The sequence below is a fragment of the Phenylobacterium sp. Root700 genome (genome assembly GCF_001429025.1).
GTDB lineage: Bacteria > Pseudomonadota > Alphaproteobacteria > Caulobacterales > Caulobacteraceae > Phenylobacterium.
This window is the reverse complement of sequence record NZ_LMHT01000013.1, coordinates 1-17831: the sequence shown is the minus strand read 5'-3', so window position 1 is coordinate 17831 and position 17831 is coordinate 1. Positions and strand designations below refer to the sequence as shown.

Annotated in this window: 13 protein-coding genes and 1 pseudogene; 7 read left to right on the top strand and 7 right to left on the bottom strand. The window is 69.9% G+C overall.

The window, feature by feature from the left end:
• The first annotated feature begins 69 nt into the window (after nt 1-69).
• Nucleotides 70-1743, top strand: a complete 1674-nt coding sequence (locus ASE02_RS08745) for a bifunctional lysylphosphatidylglycerol flippase/synthetase MprF (protein ID WP_056733238.1) — start codon at nt 70-72, stop codon at nt 1741-1743.
• Here the strand turns inward: ASE02_RS08745 and ASE02_RS08740 are convergent.
• Complete coding sequence (locus ASE02_RS08740) at nt 1740-1943, bottom strand: hypothetical protein (protein WP_056733237.1); 204 nt, start codon at nt 1941-1943, stop codon at nt 1740-1742. The genes ASE02_RS08745 and ASE02_RS08740 overlap by 4 nt on opposite strands.
• A gap of 320 nt (nt 1944-2263) precedes the next feature.
• Here ASE02_RS08740 and ASE02_RS08735 point away from each other — a divergent pair, with 320 nt between their 5' ends.
• The 4 genes from ASE02_RS08735 to ASE02_RS08720 are packed head-to-tail and all read left to right on the top strand — an operon-like array spanning nt 2264 to nt 7479.
• Complete coding sequence (locus ASE02_RS08735) at nt 2264-5293, top strand: SEL1-like repeat protein (protein WP_235536651.1); 3030 nt, start codon at nt 2264-2266, stop codon at nt 5291-5293.
• A 23-nt stretch (nt 5294-5316) separates the two neighbouring features.
• Nucleotides 5317-6237 carry a sulfite exporter TauE/SafE family protein gene (locus ASE02_RS08730; RefSeq protein ID WP_056733233.1) on the top strand — a complete coding sequence of 307 codons (921 nt, stop codon included), beginning with the start codon at nt 5317-5319 and terminating at the stop codon, nt 6235-6237.
• Nucleotides 6237-7001: a TIGR02186 family protein gene (locus ASE02_RS08725; RefSeq protein WP_056733231.1), complete on the top strand. Its 765-nt coding sequence runs from the start codon at nt 6237-6239 to the stop codon at nt 6999-7001. The genes ASE02_RS08730 and ASE02_RS08725 overlap by 1 nt, the downstream gene beginning before the upstream one ends.
• A gap of 4 nt (nt 7002-7005) precedes the next feature.
• Complete coding sequence (locus ASE02_RS08720) at nt 7006-7479, top strand: DUF3429 domain-containing protein (RefSeq protein WP_056733229.1); 474 nt, start codon at nt 7006-7008, stop codon at nt 7477-7479.
• A 5-nt stretch (nt 7480-7484) separates the two neighbouring features.
• On the opposite strand, the gene pdeM is transcribed toward ASE02_RS08720, so the two are convergent.
• The 5 genes and pseudogenes from pdeM to ASE02_RS08700 form a co-directional block, all read right to left on the bottom strand.
• Entirely contained in the window at nt 7485-8216 is a 732-nt protein-coding gene (pdeM, locus tag ASE02_RS08715) for a ligase-associated DNA damage response endonuclease PdeM (protein WP_056733227.1), read from the bottom strand.
• Nucleotides 8213-10064, bottom strand: a pseudogene (locus ASE02_RS08710) (helicase-related protein); the annotation flags it as partial. The gene pdeM and the pseudogene ASE02_RS08710, both read right to left, overlap by 4 nt.
• Before the next feature lies 1 nt (nt 10065).
• Nucleotides 10066-10785, bottom strand: a 720-nt coding sequence (locus ASE02_RS22935) for a DEAD/DEAH box helicase (protein WP_235536650.1), incomplete at its 3' end; no start/stop codon positions are given.
• Nucleotides 10786-10824: 39 nt separating this feature from the next.
• The gene (locus ASE02_RS08705; RefSeq protein ID WP_056733225.1) at nt 10825-11751 is read right to left on the bottom strand and encodes a phytanoyl-CoA dioxygenase family protein; all 927 of its coding nucleotides are present in this window, start codon (nt 11749-11751) and stop codon (nt 10825-10827) included.
• Nucleotides 11748-12023 (bottom strand): hypothetical protein, encoded by a 276-nt coding sequence (locus tag ASE02_RS08700; RefSeq protein WP_056733256.1) that lies wholly within the window; start codon nt 12021-12023, stop codon nt 11748-11750. The genes ASE02_RS08705 and ASE02_RS08700 overlap by 4 nt, the downstream gene beginning before the upstream one ends.
• 166 nt (nt 12024-12189) lie before the next feature.
• Between ASE02_RS08700 and ASE02_RS08695 the strand changes: the two genes are divergently transcribed.
• Entirely contained in the window at nt 12190-15036 is a 2847-nt protein-coding gene (locus tag ASE02_RS08695; protein ID WP_056733223.1) for an ATP-dependent DNA helicase, read from the top strand.
• Between the two features lie 74 nt (nt 15037-15110).
• Here the strand turns inward: ASE02_RS08695 and ASE02_RS08690 are convergent, their stop codons facing one another.
• Nucleotides 15111-15443: an SMR family transporter gene (locus tag ASE02_RS08690; RefSeq protein ID WP_056733221.1), complete on the bottom strand. Its 333-nt coding sequence runs from the start codon at nt 15441-15443 to the stop codon at nt 15111-15113.
• 177 nt (nt 15444-15620) lie between these two features.
• On the opposite strand from ASE02_RS08690, the gene ASE02_RS08685 reads away from it, so the two are divergent.
• Nucleotides 15621-17651 carry an elongation factor G gene (locus ASE02_RS08685; protein WP_056733219.1) on the top strand — a complete coding sequence of 677 codons (2031 nt, stop codon included), beginning with the start codon at nt 15621-15623 and terminating at the stop codon, nt 17649-17651.
• Nucleotides 17652-17831: the final 180 nt, after the last annotated feature.

Sequence of the window (17831 nt, the reverse complement as noted above, 5' to 3'; positions counted from 1 at the left end):
AGCGGCGCGCTGCGCAGACGCCAAATCAGGCTATATACGCAGCCACCTGAGACGATTTTTGGCGGGCGAATGAAATTCTGGCGCGAACTTAAACCGGCGCTGTTCGCCACGGCGCCGACTGTGGCGGCCGTCCTCGCCCTTCTCGCCGGGATCATGTTGCTGGCGTCGGGGGCGACGCCGACGATCCCGGATCGGTTCCTGCGCATCTATGAAGTGACGCCGGTCATCCTGATCGAGATCAGCCACTTCCTGTCCAGCATCCTGGGCCTGATCCTGGTCCTGCTGGCCTTCGGGCTGAGGGCGCGGCTGGGCGGAGCCTGGGGGGCGACGGTCGCCACCCTGCTGGTCGCCAGTCCGCTGGCGCTGCTGAAAGCCTTTGCGTGGGAGGAGGCGACGACGCTCGCCTTGTTCGCGGTGCTGCTCATCCCGCTGCACGGGGCCTTCCCGCGCAAGGCGCGGCTGTCGCAGATGGAGGTCACGCCCGGCTGGCTCCTGTCGGCGTTCGCGGTGGTGTTCGGGGCGGGCCTGCTGGGGCTCTGGTCGTTCCAGCACGCCGACTATGGCGATCAGCCGTTCTGGAGGGTGATGGCCGACGACGACGCCGCGCGCGCCATCCGCGCCTGGGCCGGGGCGGCGATCCTGCTCTTCACCTTCGGCATCTTCCGGATGTTCGCCTCGGCCGCGACGCCCAAGGTGGTTGGGGAAGATGACCCGGCGCTCGGACGGGTGCGGGCCATCCTGTCCTGCGCCGAGGAGGCCGAACCGGGTTCCAACCTGGCCCTGCTGGGCGACAAGCGGTTCCTGTTCTCGCCGTCGGGCGAGAGCTTCCTGATGTTCGGCGTCCGCGGGCGGTCGTGGATTTCGCTGGGCGCGCCGGTCGGCCGCCGCGACGAGCGGATGGACCTGATGTGGCGCTTCCGCGAGTTGGCCGACGCTCACGCCGCGCGGCCAGGTTTCTACGGCCTCGACGCCGAGCACCTGCCCGATGTGGTCGAGCTGGGGTTTGCGATCCACAAGGTGGGCGAGAGCGCCGCGGTCGCCCTCGACACCTTCACCATCGAAGGCACCAAGCGCGGCAACCTGCGGCGCGCCTGGCGACAGGCAGGCGACGCCGGCGCGACGTTCGAGGTGGTGCCGCCCGAGCGGATTGGCGAGGTCATGCCGCAGCTTCAGGCGATCTCCGACGCCTGGCTGGTGCACCATGCTGGCGGCGACAAGAGCTTCTCGATGGGCGGGTTCTATCCGTCCTATGTGGCCGAGTTCCCGGTCGGGGTGGTGCGGTTCGAAGGCAAGATCATCGCCTTCGCCACGCTCTGGACCACGGCCTCCAAGAGCGCCTTCTCCATGGATCTGATGCGCTACATCGAGGAGGGGCCTCGGCGCATCATGGACTATCTGTTCGTGGAGCTGATCGAGTGGGGCCGCCGCGAGGGCTATCAGGCCATCGAGTTCGGGATGGCGCCGCTGTCGGGGCTGGAGGATCGGCCGCTGGCGCCGGTGCTGTCGCGGGTCGGCGCGCTGATCTTCGAGCGGGGCGAGGAGATCTACAATTTCCAGGGCGTGCGGGCCTACAAGGGCAAGTACGATCCGGTCTGGCGGCCCCGCTACATCGCCGCGCCCAACAAGTGGGCGATCCCACTGGTCCTGGCCGATATGGGCCTGCTCACCTCCGGCGGCGTGTCGGGCCTGGCCAAGCGGCCGAAGAAGGGCGACGAGGCGCCGGGCTTGCCGACCGCAGCCTAGCGCCCGGTCTGCACGCCCAGCAGGTTCACGACGTGGACGATCAGGAACATGGCGAAGGCCGCGGCCGTGACCATGATGAAGCGCCACGGCATCAGCCTGGGGCCGTTCGCGAAATTCGGCGGCTTGGACCCGCGCCAGCCGGCGAAGGCGGCGACGGCGATCAGCGCGGCGGCCAGCGCCAGGGTCACGTTCAGGGTCATCGGCGTTCGCCTACCGCGCGCGCGCGGATGGGTAAAGGCGAACTGTCGGCCAACCCTTAACGACCCATTAACCAGCTTCACGCTTGTTTTCGCTGAAGCCTCCGTAATCCACAGGCTTTCGCGACCGACGCAATATCTAGTGTTAACGGTCCGTTTACACACCACCGATCGGTGGTAGCGTCCAGAATGGGCTGGGGGAATGATTCGATATGACGTCGGGGGCGCCCTGGAGTGTCAAGGGGATCGACCCTAAGGCGCGGGAGGTCGCAAAAGACCTGGCCCGACGTTCCGGCATGACGCTCGGGGAGTGGTTGAACCGCATGATCCTCGATGACGACGGTCCCGAAGAGATCACCTCCCAGACCTATTTCGAGCGCAATGAGCGTCCGGAACAAACCTATTTCGAAACCCCCCGCGTCGCCGAAGCGCCCCGCATCGTGGAGCCGCCGCGCGCCGCGCCGGACCCGCCGGGACGTTACGAGGCGGTGCAGCATCCGGCCGACGAGATCGGCCGCGTGGCCATCGCCCTGGATCGCTTGAGCGGCAAGATCGAACGCAGCGAGCCCCGCATGACCCCTGAGGCGAGCGCCGCCGACACGGTGGTGCGCGAGGCCATGGCCCGCATCGAGGCGGCCGAACGCGAGAACATCGCCGTCGCCGCCCGTTTCGAGGGCGCGGTGCAGGAAGCCCGCGCCGAGAGCTCGCGGTTGGCCGAACGGCTGCGCCGGGTCGAGGCCGAGGCCGCCGGACCGCGCTCGGCCGAGGCTCTGCGCTCGCTGGAGGCGGCGCTCGGCAAGGTCGCCAACCACCTCTACGAAGGCGAAGGCCGCACTCGCGAGACGATCAAGGCCATGGAGCAGCGGATCGAACAGATCCGCGCCCAGGACGGCGGCGACACCGCTTCGCTGATTGAAGAGGTGGTGAACCGCGTCGACGCCCGCCTGACCGACGCCGAAACCCGCACCTCTGACGCCTTGGCCAGCCTGGGCAACGCCTTCGCCGGTCTCGGCGGCCGCGTGGACACGGTGGAGAAGGGCGGCTCGGCGGAACTCGACAAGCGGCTCGGCGATCTGGCTGCGACCCTGTCGCAGCGCGTCGACACCGTGCGCGGGGAAATCGCCCAGAAATTGCAGGCGGCCGCCGACGGCCGCTTCGACCGCATGGAGCGCAAGCTCGGTGAAATGGCCGAGACCGCCCGCAAGGCGGAACTGACCTCCGGGGAAGCCATTGAGAAGATGGGCCGCGAGGTCCTGACCATGGCCGACACCTTGAACCGTCGCGTCCAAGCCGCCGAACACCGCAGCGCCGACGCCATCGAACAGGTCGGCGGCGAAGTCGCGCGTATCGCCCAGGCGATGGAATCCCGGCTGGGCCGCTCCGAAGGCGCGCACGCCGAGGCGCTGGAGAAGCTCGGCGCGGAGATCGGCAAGATCACTGAACGCCTGACCGAGCGGATCGGCAGTTCCGAACGTCGCGCGGCCCAGGCCATCGACGACGTCGGCGAGCAGGTCGCCCGGGTCAGCGAGCGGATCAGTCAACGTCAGGAACGGTCCTCCGAGGACCTGGTCGAGCGCATCCGGCAGAGCGAGGAGCGCACGGCGCGCCTGCTCGACGAAGCGCGCGAGAAGATCGACCGCAGCCTGGCGGAGTCGCAGCGGCGGCTCACCGAGCAGGCCCTGGCCGCGGCCCCGTCGCCGCGTCTGGTGCGCGACGAACCGCCGCCCTCGCCGTTCGGCATCGACCCGTTCCGCGACCTTGGCCCCGCCGAGCCGTCGTCCGACCCGTTGGCCCTGCAGGCTTTCGCCGCGCCGGAGGCCGACGCCGCGACCGTGGTGGCGCAAGAGGCCGGCACGCCGTTCGCCGAGGAATTGGCGGCGAGCGTCGCCGCGGTGTTCCCGACGGCGACCGAGGCCGTGGTCTTCGACGCCGAGGACTTCGAGGCCGCCGACGGCTTCGCGCCGATCGCGCCCGAGGCCGAGGTCGAGCCTGAGCCCGAACTCGCGGCCGAACCTGAGACCATCGTCGCCGAGACCGCACCGCCCGAACCGGAACCCGAGGTCTTCCAGGCGCCTGAAGCGACGGCCGCCGAATTGGACGCCGCCGCGGCCTACGATCCGCCGCTGCGCCACATGGAGCTCGACGAGCCGAAAGCCGAAGAGGCCGAACCGGCGCGTCCGCTGACCACCCGCGAAGTCATCGAACAGGCCCGTGCGGCCGCCCGCGCCGCCTCCAGCGGCGGCGGCGAGGCCAAGAAGGCCAAGCCCAAGGTCGAGAAGCTGCAGAAGCCGACGGCGACCTCGCTGTTCTCCAACTTCGGCCTGCGTCCGAAGCGGACGGCCGGCGGATCGCTGCAGACCGCCCTGCTGGTGGCCGGCGGCGCAGCCTTCCTGAGCCTGGGCGCCGCCAGCTACTTCGTCGCCGACAGCGAGGCCGGCGGCGCGCCGCCGCAGCGCGTGGCCGACGCCCTGGCGGTGGTCGCCAGCGACAAGGCCGGCGAGATCAAGACCGGCGAGGCCGACACCACGCCGCTGGCCGCCATCGCGCTGGCGCCGCAGCCGATGGGAACCGTTCGCCCGCCGGTGGCCAACGCCGAGACCGCCGAACTGGCGACCCTCTATTCCGACGCCGTCGCGGCCATCAAGGCCAATACGCCGGGCGGCCTTGAGAGCCTGCGCAAGGCGGCCAACCTCGGACACTCTCCCGCTCAGTTCTATCTCGCCAAGCTCTATGAGACCGGCGAGGGCGGCCTGAAGAAGGACCCGGTGGAAGCCCGCCGCTGGACCGAACGCGCCGCCCAGGGCGGCAATCGGGCCGGGATGCACAACCTCGGCATCGCCCTGATCGAAGGCAAGGGCGGCAGCAAGAATTCGACCCTGGCGGCCCAATGGTTCCGCCGCGCCGCCGATCTGGGTCTGGTCGATAGTCAGTACAATCTGGGCGCCCTTTACGAGCGTGGCCTGGGCGTCAGCCAGAACGCCGCCGAAGCCTATAAGTGGTATCTGATCGCCGCCCGCACCGGCGACGACGAAGCCCGCAAGAGCGCCGCCCGGGTGCGCGCGGACCTGTCGCCAGAGGCGCGCAGCGTCTCCGAACGCGCCGCCCAGGGCTTCCGTGCGACAGCCCCGAACCCGTCGGCCGGCGGCATCGAGACCGCCGTCGCGCCCGTGGCCTCGATCGTCACCGCCCAACGGCTGTTGTCGCAACTGGGCTATTATCAAGGCCCCAGGGACGGCGTCGCCTCGCCGGCCCTGACCATGGCCATCGCCGCCTACCAGCGCGAGCAGGGGTTGGAGGCGAGCGGAACTCTCGACCAGATGACCGTTTCCCGGCTGCAGGTCTTCACGCGGTGACGCGCGCCAAGTAAGGGGCGCTCTTGGATATCTATCTGCCCATAGCCGAGGTCTCGGTGAACGCGCCGGTGCTGATCGCGCTCGGCGCGGCGGTGGGCTTCATCTCCGGCCTGTTCGGCATCGGCGGCGGGTTCCTGATGACCCCGGTGCTGATCTTCCTGGGTATTCCGCCGGTGGTGGCGGTGGCCAGCGAGGCCAACCACGTCGCCGCGTCCTCGACCTCCGGCGTCATCTCCTACACCCGGCGCAAGGCCGTCGATTTCCGGATGGGCGGGGTGCTGGCCGCCGGCGGGGCGGTCGGCTCGTTCATCGGCGTCGAGATCTTCCGCTGGCTGCGGCTGCTCGGCCAGGCCGACCTCGTGGTGTCGCTCTCCTATCTGATCTTCCTGGGCGTGATCGGCGCCCTGATGTTCAGCGAGTCGCTGTCCTCGATCCTGCGCCGCCGGCGCGGCGAGGCGCCCAAGCGCCGCAAGGATCGCCGCCCGCCCTGGCTTTACGGCCTGCCGTTCAAGATGCGGTTCCCGCGCTCGCGGCTCTATATCAGCGTCATCCCGCCGATCGCGCTGGGCGTCTTCGTCGGCATCCTGTCGGCGATCATGGGGGTCGGCGGCGGCTTCGTGCTGGTCCCGGCCATGGTCTATATCCTGCGCATGCCGGCCGGGGTGGTGGTCGGCACCAGCCTGTTCCAGATCATCATCACCACCTCGCTGACCAGCGTGCTGCAGGCCGGCCGCAACCAGACCGTCGACGTCGTGCTGGCCACCCTGCTGCTGATCGGCGGCGTGCTGGGCGCCCAGGTCGGAGCGCGGGCCTCCTCGCGCTTCCGGGCCGAGGAACTGCGCGCCCTGCTGGCGCTGATCGTGCTGGCCGTTGGCCTGCGCATGGGGCTGGGGCTGTTCTTCACGCCGGCCGAGCCGTTCGTGCTGATGGCGGGGAACGGGTGATGGCGATCCTCGTCCCGCCCGAGATCCCGCCGGCCGCCGTCTCGGCGGCGCTGACCACCACCAATGTGCGGGTCACCTCCAGCTTCCGCGGCGCGCGCATCGTGCTCTATGGCGCGGTGTTCGATCCGGCGGAGCGCCCGAGCGATGTGGTGGTGATCGTGCGCGGCCCCGACGCGCCGCTGCGCCTGGCCCGCAAGACCAAGGTCGCCGGAATCTGGGTCAATTCACGCCCCGTGGTGTTCGAGGGCGCGCCCGGCTTCTACATGGCCGCCTCGACCAAGCCGCTGGGGGAGATCGCCAGCTTCGGCACGCTGCGCCGGCTGGGGGCGGGCGTCGATCACTTGGCGATCAACGCCCCGCTGGAGGAGCGGATCGAGACCCGCTACGGGGTCCGCGACGTCGTGGTCAGCCGGCTGGGCCAGGACTATCTCGACTGGCGCCGCGCGGTGGTTCGGCTGAAGGAGGAGAGCGGCCTCTACGCCGCCGACGACCGCGGCGTGAGCTTCGTGGACAAGGGCCTGTTCCGGGCCGAGATCGACCTGCCGACCGCCGCCCCCATCGGCGTCTACACCGCCGAGATCTTCCTGTTTCAGAACGGCCAGCCGGTCTCGCGCCGGATGCGTGGCCTGACCGTGGAAAAGGCCGGGATCGAGCGCGCCCTTTACCTCTTCGCCCACAACAGGCCATGGTCCTATGGCTTGGCCTCGGTGGCGATCGCGCTTGCCGCTGGCTGGGCCGCCTCGGTCGCCTTCCGGAGGAACTGACCGCTTGGATATCCACACCGACACCGAGGTTCATGCCGAGGCCTCCGCGCCGCGCCCGCTATGGGTGATCGCGCTGCTCGGCCTGGCGCCGTTCCCGACCGCGGCCGTGGGCTATGTCTTCGGACCCGCCGACGTGACCGGGCCGGCCCTGACGGTGCTGCTGACCTGGTCGGCGGTGGTGCTGGGCTTCCTGGGCGGCATCCGCTGGGGGCTGGAGAGCGCGCGCGCCGCGCCGCGCTGGACCCGGCTGGCGATGTCGATCGTATCGCCCGCCGTCGCCTGGGCCCTGGTGTTCGCCCGTGGCTCCATCGACGTTCCGTGGCTGCTGTGCGGCTTCATGGCCGCCTTTATCCTGCAATGGCTGTTCGATCACGCCGCGCCTGACGTTCCGGCCCGCTATCCGCGCCTGATGACCACCCTGACGCTCGGGGCCTGCATCTCGCTGGCCTTGGCGCTGGAGCAGGCGCTGCGGATGTAGCGGCGCTAGTCGCCCGCGACCGAGCGCCAACCGACCGCGTGAACCCGGTCGGCGCCCAGGGCCCCGCACAGCGGGGCCTGGGAGAACAGGCCCGCGAAGGCCTCGTCGCGGATGTTCAGCCCGCCGGCATAGGCCCCGAAGGCCGGGACCACCATCCGCGAGCCGTCGGTCACGAAACACCGCCGCCGCACGCTGCCGCGCGAGGCGACGACGCGGGCGCAGGGGTGCAGGTGGCCGGCGACCTCGCCGACCTGCGGTCCTGGGAGCGGCTCGTGGCGCAGGATCAGGCCCGCCACCGAAATCTCGCCCTCGACATCGCCGGGCAGGGCGCGCGGCCCATCGGCGTCGTGATTGCCGATCACCCAGATCAGCCGCGTCGCGCCGGCCAAGGCACGCAGCGTTTCGGCGTCGTCGCGGGCGAGGCGATCCTCGGACCTGCGGTCATGGAAGGTGTCGCCCAGCAGGACCACGGCGTCGGGCAGCGTCGCCATCACCTCGGCCTGCAAGCGGCGCAGGGTCTCACGGGTGTCGTAGGGCGGCAGCATCTGGCCGCGCATGGCGTAGGCCGAGCCCTTCTCCAGGTGCAGGTCGGCGACCACCAGCATCCGCTGGTCCTCGATCCACAGCGCGCCGCTGGCCCGCAGCGTCACCGCCGCGCCGTTCAGCGCGGTGCGCAGGCCGCCGCAAGGGCTGGCCGCGAAGGCGTAGGCGGGCGAGGGGGAGGCGAGCGCGCTCACGCCAGGGCCTCGGCGATCAGGTCTTCCTCGGCCTCGGCCAGGATCATCTCCCCGGCCTGGCCGGGCGAGCGCTCCTTGCCGATCTCCAGCAGGATCGGCACCGAGAACGGCGAGAGGTGCTCCAGCGGCGAATGGCGGATCCGGCCCTGAATGCGCTCCAGCAGCAGGCCCAGCCGCGCGACGTCGATCAGGCCGGTCGCGGCGTCTTCGCGCGCGCAGCGCAGCAGCAGGTGGTCGGGTTGGTGTCGGCGCAGCACGTCGTAGATCAGGTCCGTGGAGAAGGTCACCTGGCGCCCGGTCTTCTCCTGTCCCGGGAACCGTCGCTCGATCAGGCCCGAGATGATCGCACAGCCCTTGAAGGCGCGCTTCATCATGAAGCTCTCGGCCAGCCAGGACTCCAGATCATCGCCCAGCATGTCCTGGGCGAACAGTTCGTCGAAATCGAGCCCGTCCATTGGCTTCAGCGCCCAGATCGCCATCGCGTAGTCGTTGCAGACGAAGCCCAGCGGCGCGGCGCCGAGTCGCTCCAGCCGCCGGGTCAGCAGCATGGCGAGCGTGGTGTGGGCCAGCCGGCCTTCGAACGGATAGACCACCATGAAGTGGCGTTTACCGCGCGGGAAGGTCTCCAGCAGCAGGTCGTCGGCCGGCGGGATCAGCGAGTGGTCGCGCTGGATCTCCAGCCATTCGCGAACGTCGGCGGGCAGCACCTTCCAGTGCTCTTGGTCGTACATCAGCTCGCGGACCCGCTTCGCCAGGAAGGTCGAGAGCGCGAACTTCGACCCGCCCCACGACGGCATCTTTGGGTCCTTGTTGGCGGCTGGACTAACCAGCACCTCGGTCCCGGTGACGCCGACCAGGGCCCAGACCTGGCCGGCGAAGACAAAGGTGTCGCCGGGGTCGAGCATCTCCAGCATGCCTTCCTCGACCTCGCCGATCTTGCGCCCGCCCCGGCGCGACTTGCCCATGGCGATCCGCACGGTGAGCATGGCGGGCGAGACGATGGCCCCGACATTGAGCCGATGGCGCTGGGCGGTCTCGGGATTGCGCACCCGCCAGAGCCCGTCCAGGCCCTTCACGATCCGCCGGAACCGGTCATAGGTCTTCAGCGCGTAGCCGCCGGTGGAGACGAAATCGACGACCTGCTCGAAGTCCTCCCAGGCCAGGTCTCGGTAGGGGCCGGCCGAGCGGACCTCGTCATAGAGCGCGATCAGGTCGAAGGGCTCGGAGCAGGCGCAGCCCATGACGTGCTGGGCCAGGACGTCCAGCGCGCCGATCCGGGTCGGCTCGCCGTCGAAGCGGTTCTCGGCGATGGCCTCGCGGGCGGCCTGGCACTCCAGCATCTCAAAGCGGTTGGCGGGCACGAACAGCGCGCGGCTGGGCTCGTCCAGGCGGTGATTGGCGCGGCCGATCCGCTGCACCATCCGCGAGGCGCCCTTGGGCGAGGCCAGCTGGATCACCAGGTCGACGTCGCCCCAGTCGATGCCGAGGTCGAGGGTCGAGGTGCAGACCACCGCCCGCAACTCGCCCCGCGCCATCGCCGCCTCGACCTTGCGCCGCTGCTCGGCGGCCAGGCTGCCATGGTGCAGGGCGATGGGCAGGCTGTCCTCGTTCAGCCGCCACAGTTCCTGGAAGGCGAACTCAGCTTGGAAGCGGGTGTTGACGAACACCAGGGCGGTCCGGGCCCCCTTGATGGTGTCGTAGACCTCCTGCATCGCGTGCTTGGCGGTATGGCCGGCCCACGGCACGCGCCCCTCCGACAGCAGCATGTCGACGATCGGCTGGGCGCCGGCCGGACCACGCACCAGGTCGACGGTTTCGTAAACGGCCCTAGATGCTCCCCCACTGGGGNCTTCGACTCTCTTGCGGCGGCGACCCCCTCCACCACTTCGTGGTCCCCCTCCCCAAGCAGGGGAGGATCTGGTTCCGGGATTTTCCCATAGGCCAGCCAACGCCGGATCACGTCGGGATCATCCACCGTCGCCGACAGCCCGACCCGCCGCATGCCCGGCGCGAACTGCTGCAATCGCGCCAGGTCGAGCGCCAGCAGGTCGCCGCGCTTGGACGCATGCAGGGTGTGGATCTCGTCGAGGATCACGCAGGAGAGGTTCTCGAAATAGAGCCGCGCGCCCTCCCAGGCGCAGAACAGCGCCAGTTGCTCGGGCGTGGTCAACAGGATGTCCGGCGGCTTGACCCGCTGGCGCGCGCGCCGCGCCTGGCCGGTGTCGCCGGTGCGGCTCTCGGCGACGATAGGCAGGCCCATCTGGAGGATCGGCGCCATCAGGTTGCGCTCGACGTCCACGGCCAGCGCCTTCAGCGGCGAAATGTAGAGGGTGTGGATGCCCCGCGGCGTGTTGGACGGCGGCCGCTGGGCCAGGTCGATCAGGCTGGGCAGGAACCCGGCCAGGGTCTTGCCGCCGCCGGTCGGCGCGATCAACAGGGCGTCGGCCCCCGTGCGCGCCTTGGCGATCATCTCAAGCTGATGGGCGCGCGCGCTCCAGCCTCGGCTGTCGAACCAGGCGGCGAATTTCTCCGGCAAAAGATCGGGCGGTGTCGCCGCGGCGTCGGCCATCACCGCATATGATGTTCTCGTTCCGTTTCAGGCAAGGGCTCAAGCCGACGCCTGGTTCTCCAACCGCGTCAGCCAGTAGTCGGCGTCGTAGGTCGGATCGCCGGTCAGGTAGCGCCATAGCTTGATGCGGTTGACCATTTCCAGCCGCCCGGTGTCCTGCTCGAACCAGGGCTCGGGCGTCATCAGGATCTCCTCGACGCTCTCCGGCGGTTGCGATTTCACATAGAAGATCGGCCGCTGCGCCGACTGCGGCTGCAGGGTGGAGAGGTCGAACTTCCGAACCTGGGACTGGCTCGGGTTCATGCGAATCTTGAACATGGTGCGGGTGCGCTCAGCCAGGTTCACCCCGCCGCCGTGCCAGACGCCGGAATGCAGGAAGAGCAGGGTGCCGGCCTCGCAGACCATGTGCTGCTGGCCACAGATGTTCTGGTAGCGGCCCAGCGCCACCTCGCTGACCTTGCGCAGGTGGGTGCCGGGGATGAACCGGGTGCCGCCCATCTCCCGCGTCACCGCGTGCGGGTAGTACATGATCTGCACGTCGAAGGCCGTGCGCGGGTCGATGGTCGAGTCCTGATGGGTGTGCTGCGACACGCTCTCGCCGCCGGCGTGATAGGCGGGCGGGAAGGTCACGTGCAGGAAGTGGTGGTCGAAGGTCGGGGCCTCGCCGACTAGGCTGCAAATAGCGCCCGCCACCAGCGGCAGCTCCAGCATGCGGTTGACGGCGCAGCCTTGCGGATAGGCGCGCGCCAGCGGCGTGCCGGCGGCGACCTCGGGAACGCCGGCTTCGGCCAGCAGCCGGCCATAGGCCTGGCGCAGGGTGGAGTCCGGCTGCGGTGAGGCGATGTCGCCCATCTCGGCCAGGAACTGGGTGTTGATGTCCTGCGGCACCACGCCGTCGAAGCGCAGGAACCCACGCGCTGTGAAGCTGGCCATCTGGCTGGCGGTAAGCAGGGGCAGGTCGGTCATACCGCAACCTCCACGAGGCGTTCGAAGAAGAACTCGTACTTCAGGTAGCTGACGTCGAACTCCGCACCGCGTTGGTGGGGCAGGATCTGCGAGGCTTGGAACAGCCGCCAGCCGTCCTTCAGAGCATCGACGCCAGTCCTGTAAGGCGGAGTGTCTGTATCGCCGGCCATCGGCCGGGTCTCGCCCGTGCCGTCATAGACCGCCCAGGCGACAGTGGGCGCATCCAGCGCCGAATTGGCCAAGTATAGAACCAGCACCTTCTGGCGCGTCATTTGTCTCGTCCCCGTCCCGGACTGTCTCGCCAGGTTGACGACGATCATGGGCGCAGGCGCGAGCGCTCGACAACTTCTATTTGTCCCGAATACGGATGACGTCACGGAAGATCAAATTGGGAACGTCGCCGCTGACATCGGGCGTGAACGTCGCTAAGTCCAAGGGGTGAACGCCCCTTCCGCCACCCTTGATCTCGCCCCGGCGCTTGTCGTGCTGCCGGGACCGCGCGCGGCTGTCGCCGATGGCGGCGGAAGCCAGGCGGTGCGGGCGCCGGATGCGCGTGATCTGTTCGAGCATGGCCCGGTCCTGGTCGCCCACGCCTCGATGACCGCCAAGCGGCTGGGGCTCTATGCGCCGGCCAGGGCCTCGGGGCTGTTCGACGCCATGGAGTTGTTCGCCTTCGTGCGGCCGGCGCGGTTCTGCGCGCCGTCGGCGGCGGGGCTGGCCCTGGCGCTCGGCCTGCCCGAACCCAAGGGCGCGCCGGCCCAGGCGCAGACCCTGCGCGAGGCGGCCCGCCTGCTGCTGGCCGAGGTCGCCGCGACGCCCGAGCCCAGCCGTGAAGAAGCCCTGGCCATCGCCGAGACCCTGATGCGGGTCGGCTGGGCCTGGGGCCCCCCGGTGGTCGCGGCCCTGCGATCGGCCCCGGTCGGCAACCAGTTTCGGACCTCGGGCCTGGACGTCTGGACCCGGGTCATGGAGTGGGAGGACCAGGCGCCGCCGGGCGAAGCCACCTCCACCCCCATCGCCGGCGAGGACGCCGCCAAGCGCTTGGCTGAACTGCTGCAGCGCTCGGGCCTGGACGAGAGCCGCCCGGCTCAGGCGGAGTACGCTTCGGAAACCGCCTATGTGTTTCAACCGAGGGAGCGCGAGGGCGAGCCGCGGATGATGCTGGCCGAGGCGGGGACCGGGGTCGGCAAGACGCTGGGCTATCTGGCCCCGGCCTCGCTGTGGGCCGAGGCCAACGGCCCCTCGGTGTGGATCTCCACCTACACCCGCGCCTTGCAGCGTCAGATCGAGCGCGAGAGCCATTCGATCTATCCCGACCCCAAGGTCCGGGCGCGCAAGGCGGTGGTCCGCAAGGGCCGCGAGAACTACCTCTGTCTGCTGAACTTCCAGGACATGGCCAACACCGCTCAGCTCGGTAACGCCGACCTGATCGGCATGGGCCTGGCCGCCCGCTGGGTGCGCGCCACCCGCGACGGCGACATGACCGGCGGCGACTTCCCGGCCTGGCTGCCGACCCTGTTCGCGGTGCCGGCGGCGGGGCAGGCCAGTGCGGCCAACTTGGTCGACCGGCGCGGCGAGTGCATCCACGCGGGGTGCTCGCATTACCGGACTTGCTTCGTGGAAAAGGCGATCCGGGGGTCGCGCAAGGCCGATATCGTCATCGCCAACCACGCCCTGGTCCTGACCCAGGCTGCCTTTGACGGCGCCCGCGCGGCGCGCGGCTCGAAGGGCGACGGCGAGACCACCCAGCTCAAGCGCATCATCTTCGACGAAGGCCACCACCTGTTCGACGCCGCCGACGCCGCCTTCGCCGCGGCGCTGTCGGGCCAGGAAACCGCCGAGCTACGGCGCTGGATGCGCGGGCCCGAGGGCCGTGGCCGGCGCGGCCGGGGCCTGGAGGCTCGGCTGATGGACATGCTGGGCGACCGCGAGGACGCCCGCGCCGCCCTGACCGACGCCCTGCACGCCGCCGCCGCCCTGCCAGGCGAGGGCTGGTCGGGCCGCATCGCCCCGCCGAACGGCGAGGTGAACCCGATCGGACCGATCGAACTGTTCCTGGTGGCGGTGATCGAGCAGCTGCGCGCCCGCGCCGCCCCCTCGGATGTCGGCATGGAATGCGCGGCCCGGCCGGCGCTCGACCGCGTGCGCGCCACCGCCCGCGACGCCGCCGCCGCCCTGGCCAAGATCGAGGCCCCGCTGCTGGCGCTCGCCCGTCACCTGGAAGATCTGCTGGACGAGGAGGCCGCCCAGATCGTCACCAGCGACCGGGGCCGGATCGAGGGCGCGCTGCGCGGCCTGGACCGCCGCTGCCGCATGCAGCTGCCGGCCTGGCGCTCGATGCTGCGGGCCATCGACGAGGACGCCGAGGACGATCCCGACTTCGTCGACTGGTTCGACGCGACCTTCCTCTATGGCCGGGTGGTCGACGCCGCCAGCCGCCGCCACTGGGTCGATCCGACCGAGCCCTTGACCAACGCCGTCATCGCCCCGGCCCACGGGGTGTTGGTCACCAGCGCGACGCTGTCGGACGCCACGCTGGACGATCCCTTCGCGCTCGCCGAGATGCGCACCGGCGCCGCGCGCCTGCCCGACCGCCCCAAGACCCTGAAACTGACCTCGCCTTTCGACTACGCCAACAACGCGCGGGCCTATGTGGTCACCGATGTCGGGCGCGACGATCCCCGGCAGGTGGCCGCGGCGATGCGCGAGCTGTTCCTGGCGGCCGGGGGCGGGGGCCTGGGCCTGTTCACCGCCATCCGCCGACTGCGCGCCGTGCATGAGCGAATCGCCGCTCCGCTGGCCGACAAGGGCCTGGCGCTCTACGCCCAGCATGTGGACCCACTGGAGGTCGGCGCGCTGGTCGACATCTTCCGCGCCGAGGAAGACGCCTGCCTGCTCGGCACCGACGCTGTCAGGGACGGGGTCGATGTGCCGGGACGCTCGCTGCGGCTGCTGGCCTTCGACCGCGTGCCCTGGCCGCGCCCCGACATCCTCCACAAGGCCCGCCGCACCCGGTTCGGCGGCAAGGGCTATGACGACGGCGTCGCTCGCGCCCGCATCAGCCAGGCGTTCGGACGCCTGATCCGCCGCGCCGACGACAAGGGCGTGTTCGTGATGCTGGACGCCGCCGCGCCCACCCGCCTGTTCTCCAGCCTGCCCGAAGGCGTGCGCGTCGACCGCCTGGGCCTGGTCGAGGTCATCGAGGCGGTGACAGAGTTTCTGGGGCCGCAATCCACCTCGTCATCCTCCGGTCGTCTGCAAGACGATCCGGGGGACCCAAGCTGATTTCCAGAATGTGGTGAGCCCGCTTGGGTCCCCCGGATCAGCCTTCGGCTGCCCGGAGGATGACGAGCCAGGAGTCAGTGCCCCGCCGACTTCGAGAAGACGTTGATCACCACGACGCCGGCCAGGATCAGGCCCATGCCGAGGAAGGCGGGGAGGTCGAGGCGTTGCTTGAACAGCACCCAGGCGATGGCGGTGATCAGCACGATGCCGACGCCCGACCAGATCGCGTAGCCGACGCCGACCGGCACGGTCTTCATCGAGTGCGACAGGCACCAGAAGGCGAAACCGTAGCCGGCGACGGTGATGAGCGAGGGACCAAGCTTCGAGAAGCTGTCCGAGGCCTTCAGCGCGGTGGTGGCGATCACCTCGGCGACAATGGCCAGGCCCAGCCATGCGTAACCGTTCATGCTCGTTCCTCTGACGCTCCCGGGACGGGGCCGCCAATGTGAGGTGGTTCGAGGCCGCTGGCCACGACGCTCGCGCGGCATTGACTTGCGTCCGGGGCCGCGCGGGTGGAAGCATGACGAGGTCGGGGTTTCTGCGCCCGCTCCCAAGGCGGGCGCCTAGGCTTGGGAGGACGGACCATGGGCAGACCAGGTTCCGGCTCGACACGCGCCATCGCCCTTGTGGGGGCGCCGGGAGCCGGCAAGACAACCCTTTTGGAAGCCATGCTATTCGCCAGCGGCGCGATCCTGCGCCAGGGCGAGGTGGGCGCGACCAGCGTCGGCGACGCTAGCCCCGAAGCGCGCCAGCGTGGCCAATCCACGGAACTGAACATCGCCGGCTTTGAATTCATGGGCGAGCGCTACGCCGTGATCGACTGTCCCGGATCGCCGGAGTTTTCCGGCTGCGAGGACTATGTGCTGCCGGCCGTGGACCTGGCCGTGGTGGTGGCCGATCCCAACCCGGTTCGCGCCGGGCTGTTGCAGCCGATCCTGAAGGCGCTGGAGGATCGCGGGGTCCCGCACGCGGTCTTCGTCAACCGCATCGACCAGGCGCGCGGCGGGCTGGACGATTTCATGGCGGCGCTGGCCCCGGCCTCCGGTCTTCCGCTGGTGGCGCGCCAGATCCCGCTGGTCGAGCAGGAGAAGGTGACCGGCTTCGTCGACTTGGCCCTGGAGCGGGCCTTCGTCTACCGGCCGGGCCAGGCCTCGGCGCAAATCGACCTGAGCGGCGAGATCGCCGCCCTGGAGGCCGACGCCAGGTTCCACATGCTGGAGCAGTTGGCCGATTTCGACGACGAACTGATGGAGCAACTGCTCTCCGATCTCAATCCTAGCCAGGACGCGGTGTTCGCCGACCTTGTCGCCGACCTCAGCGGCGGCTTGATCGTGCCGGTGTTCTTCGGTTCAGCCCTGAACGGCTTTGGCGTGCGCCGGCTGCTGAAGGCCCTGCGGCATGAGACGCCCGATGTCTCGGTCGCCGCCGAACGGATGGGGCTGGACGGCGCCTGCGCCTATGTCTTCAAGACCTCCTATGCCGGGCAGGCGGGCAAGGTCGCCTATGCCCGGGTCATGGGCGGCGCCTTGACCGACGGCGAGGAACTGACCGCTGAGACCGGCGACAAATGCCGGGCCGGCGGGCTGCTGGCGGTCTCGGGCCTCAGCACCCGCAAGATCGACAAGGCCCAGCCCGGCGACGTGGTCGGTATCGCCAAGCTGGAGGCCGCCAGCGCCGGTCACGTGCTGTCGATGGACGGCAAGGCGCGCGCCAGCGTCATGCCGGTTTCGCCCCTGCCGACGCTCTATGCGATGTCGATCGCCGCCAAGGACCGCAAGGACGACGTGCGGCTGTCGGCGGCGCTGGCCAAGCTGGCGGAGGAGGACCCGGCTCTGGAGGTCACCCTCGATCCGGAGACCCAGGAGACCCTGATCTCAGGACGCGGCGAAACCCACCTGCAGGTCACGGTCGAGCGTCTGCGCCGGCGTTTCGGGCTGGAGGCGACGACGCAGCCGCCGAAGGTCTCCTACAAGGAGTCGGTGCGCAAACCGGTCACCCAGCGCGGCCGCCACAAGAAGCAGACCGGCGGCCACGGTCAGTTTGGCGACGTGGTGCTGGAGATCAAGCCCCGCGCCCGGGGCGAGGGCTTCGCCTTCTCGCAGAAGATCACCGGCGGGGTGGTGCCCAAGCAGTGGATCCCCTCCGTCGAGCAGGGGGTGCGCGACGCCTTGGAGCGGGGGCCGCTCGGCTTCCCGGTCACCGATGTCGAGGTGGTGCTGACCGACGGCTCCTATCACAGCGTCGACTCCTCGGAGATGAGTTTCCGCGCGGCGGGCCGGCTGGCCATGAGCGACGGCCTGCGGGCCAGCGCCCCCTACCTGCTGGAGCCCATCGAGAAGCTGACCATCCATGCGCCCCAGACCTCGACCTCGAAGATCACCCAGGCGGTGTCGGCTAGGCGCGGCCAGATCCTCGGCTTCCAACCGCGCGAGGGCTGGAGCGGTTGGGACGACATCGAAGTCTGCCTGCCGAGGGCCGAGCGCCAGCACCTGATCGCCGAGCTGCGCGGCCTGACCCAGGGCCTGGGCGACTTCACCGCCCAGTTCGACCACATGGCCGAGATCCCCGGGCGGCTGGCTGAGGAGATCGTCAAGCGCGAGCGGCCGGCGGCGTGAGCTGACGACCCAATTGGTGTCATCCCGGAAAGCGCGAAGCGCTTGTCCGGGACCCATTCGCACCGCGCCGGCGGAATGAGGCTAGGCCGCGCCACAGCTTGGTCCATCAGGTGTTCATGGGTCCCTGTATGTTGATGAGGCCGATGTTTAGTCTGTCGGTGGCGGCTGTGGCGCGATGGG

Bases quoted from the DNA above. Each gene is read 5' to 3' on its own strand.
- ASE02_RS08745 (WP_056733238.1), top strand. From the start codon at position 70: ATGAAATTCTGGCGCGAACTTAAACCGGCGCTGTTCGCCACGGCGCCG.
- ASE02_RS08740 (WP_056733237.1), bottom strand. From the start codon at position 1,943: ATGACCCTGAACGTGACCCTGGCGCTGGCCGCCGCGCTGATCGCCGTC.
- ASE02_RS08735 (WP_235536651.1), top strand. From the start codon at position 2,264: ATGATCCTCGATGACGACGGTCCCGAAGAGATCACCTCCCAGACCTAT.
- ASE02_RS08725 (WP_056733231.1), top strand. From the start codon at position 6,237: ATGGCGATCCTCGTCCCGCCCGAGATCCCGCCGGCCGCCGTCTCGGCG.
- ASE02_RS08705 (WP_056733225.1), bottom strand. From the start codon at position 11,751: ATGACCGACCTGCCCCTGCTTACCGCCAGCCAGATGGCCAGCTTCACA.
- ASE02_RS08700 (WP_056733256.1), bottom strand. From the start codon at position 12,023: ATGACGCGCCAGAAGGTGCTGGTTCTATACTTGGCCAATTCGGCGCTG.
- ASE02_RS08690 (WP_056733221.1), bottom strand. From the start codon at position 15,443: ATGAACGGTTACGCATGGCTGGGCCTGGCCATTGTCGCCGAGGTGATC.
- ASE02_RS08685 (WP_056733219.1), top strand. From the start codon at position 15,621: ATGGGCAGACCAGGTTCCGGCTCGACACGCGCCATCGCCCTTGTGGGG.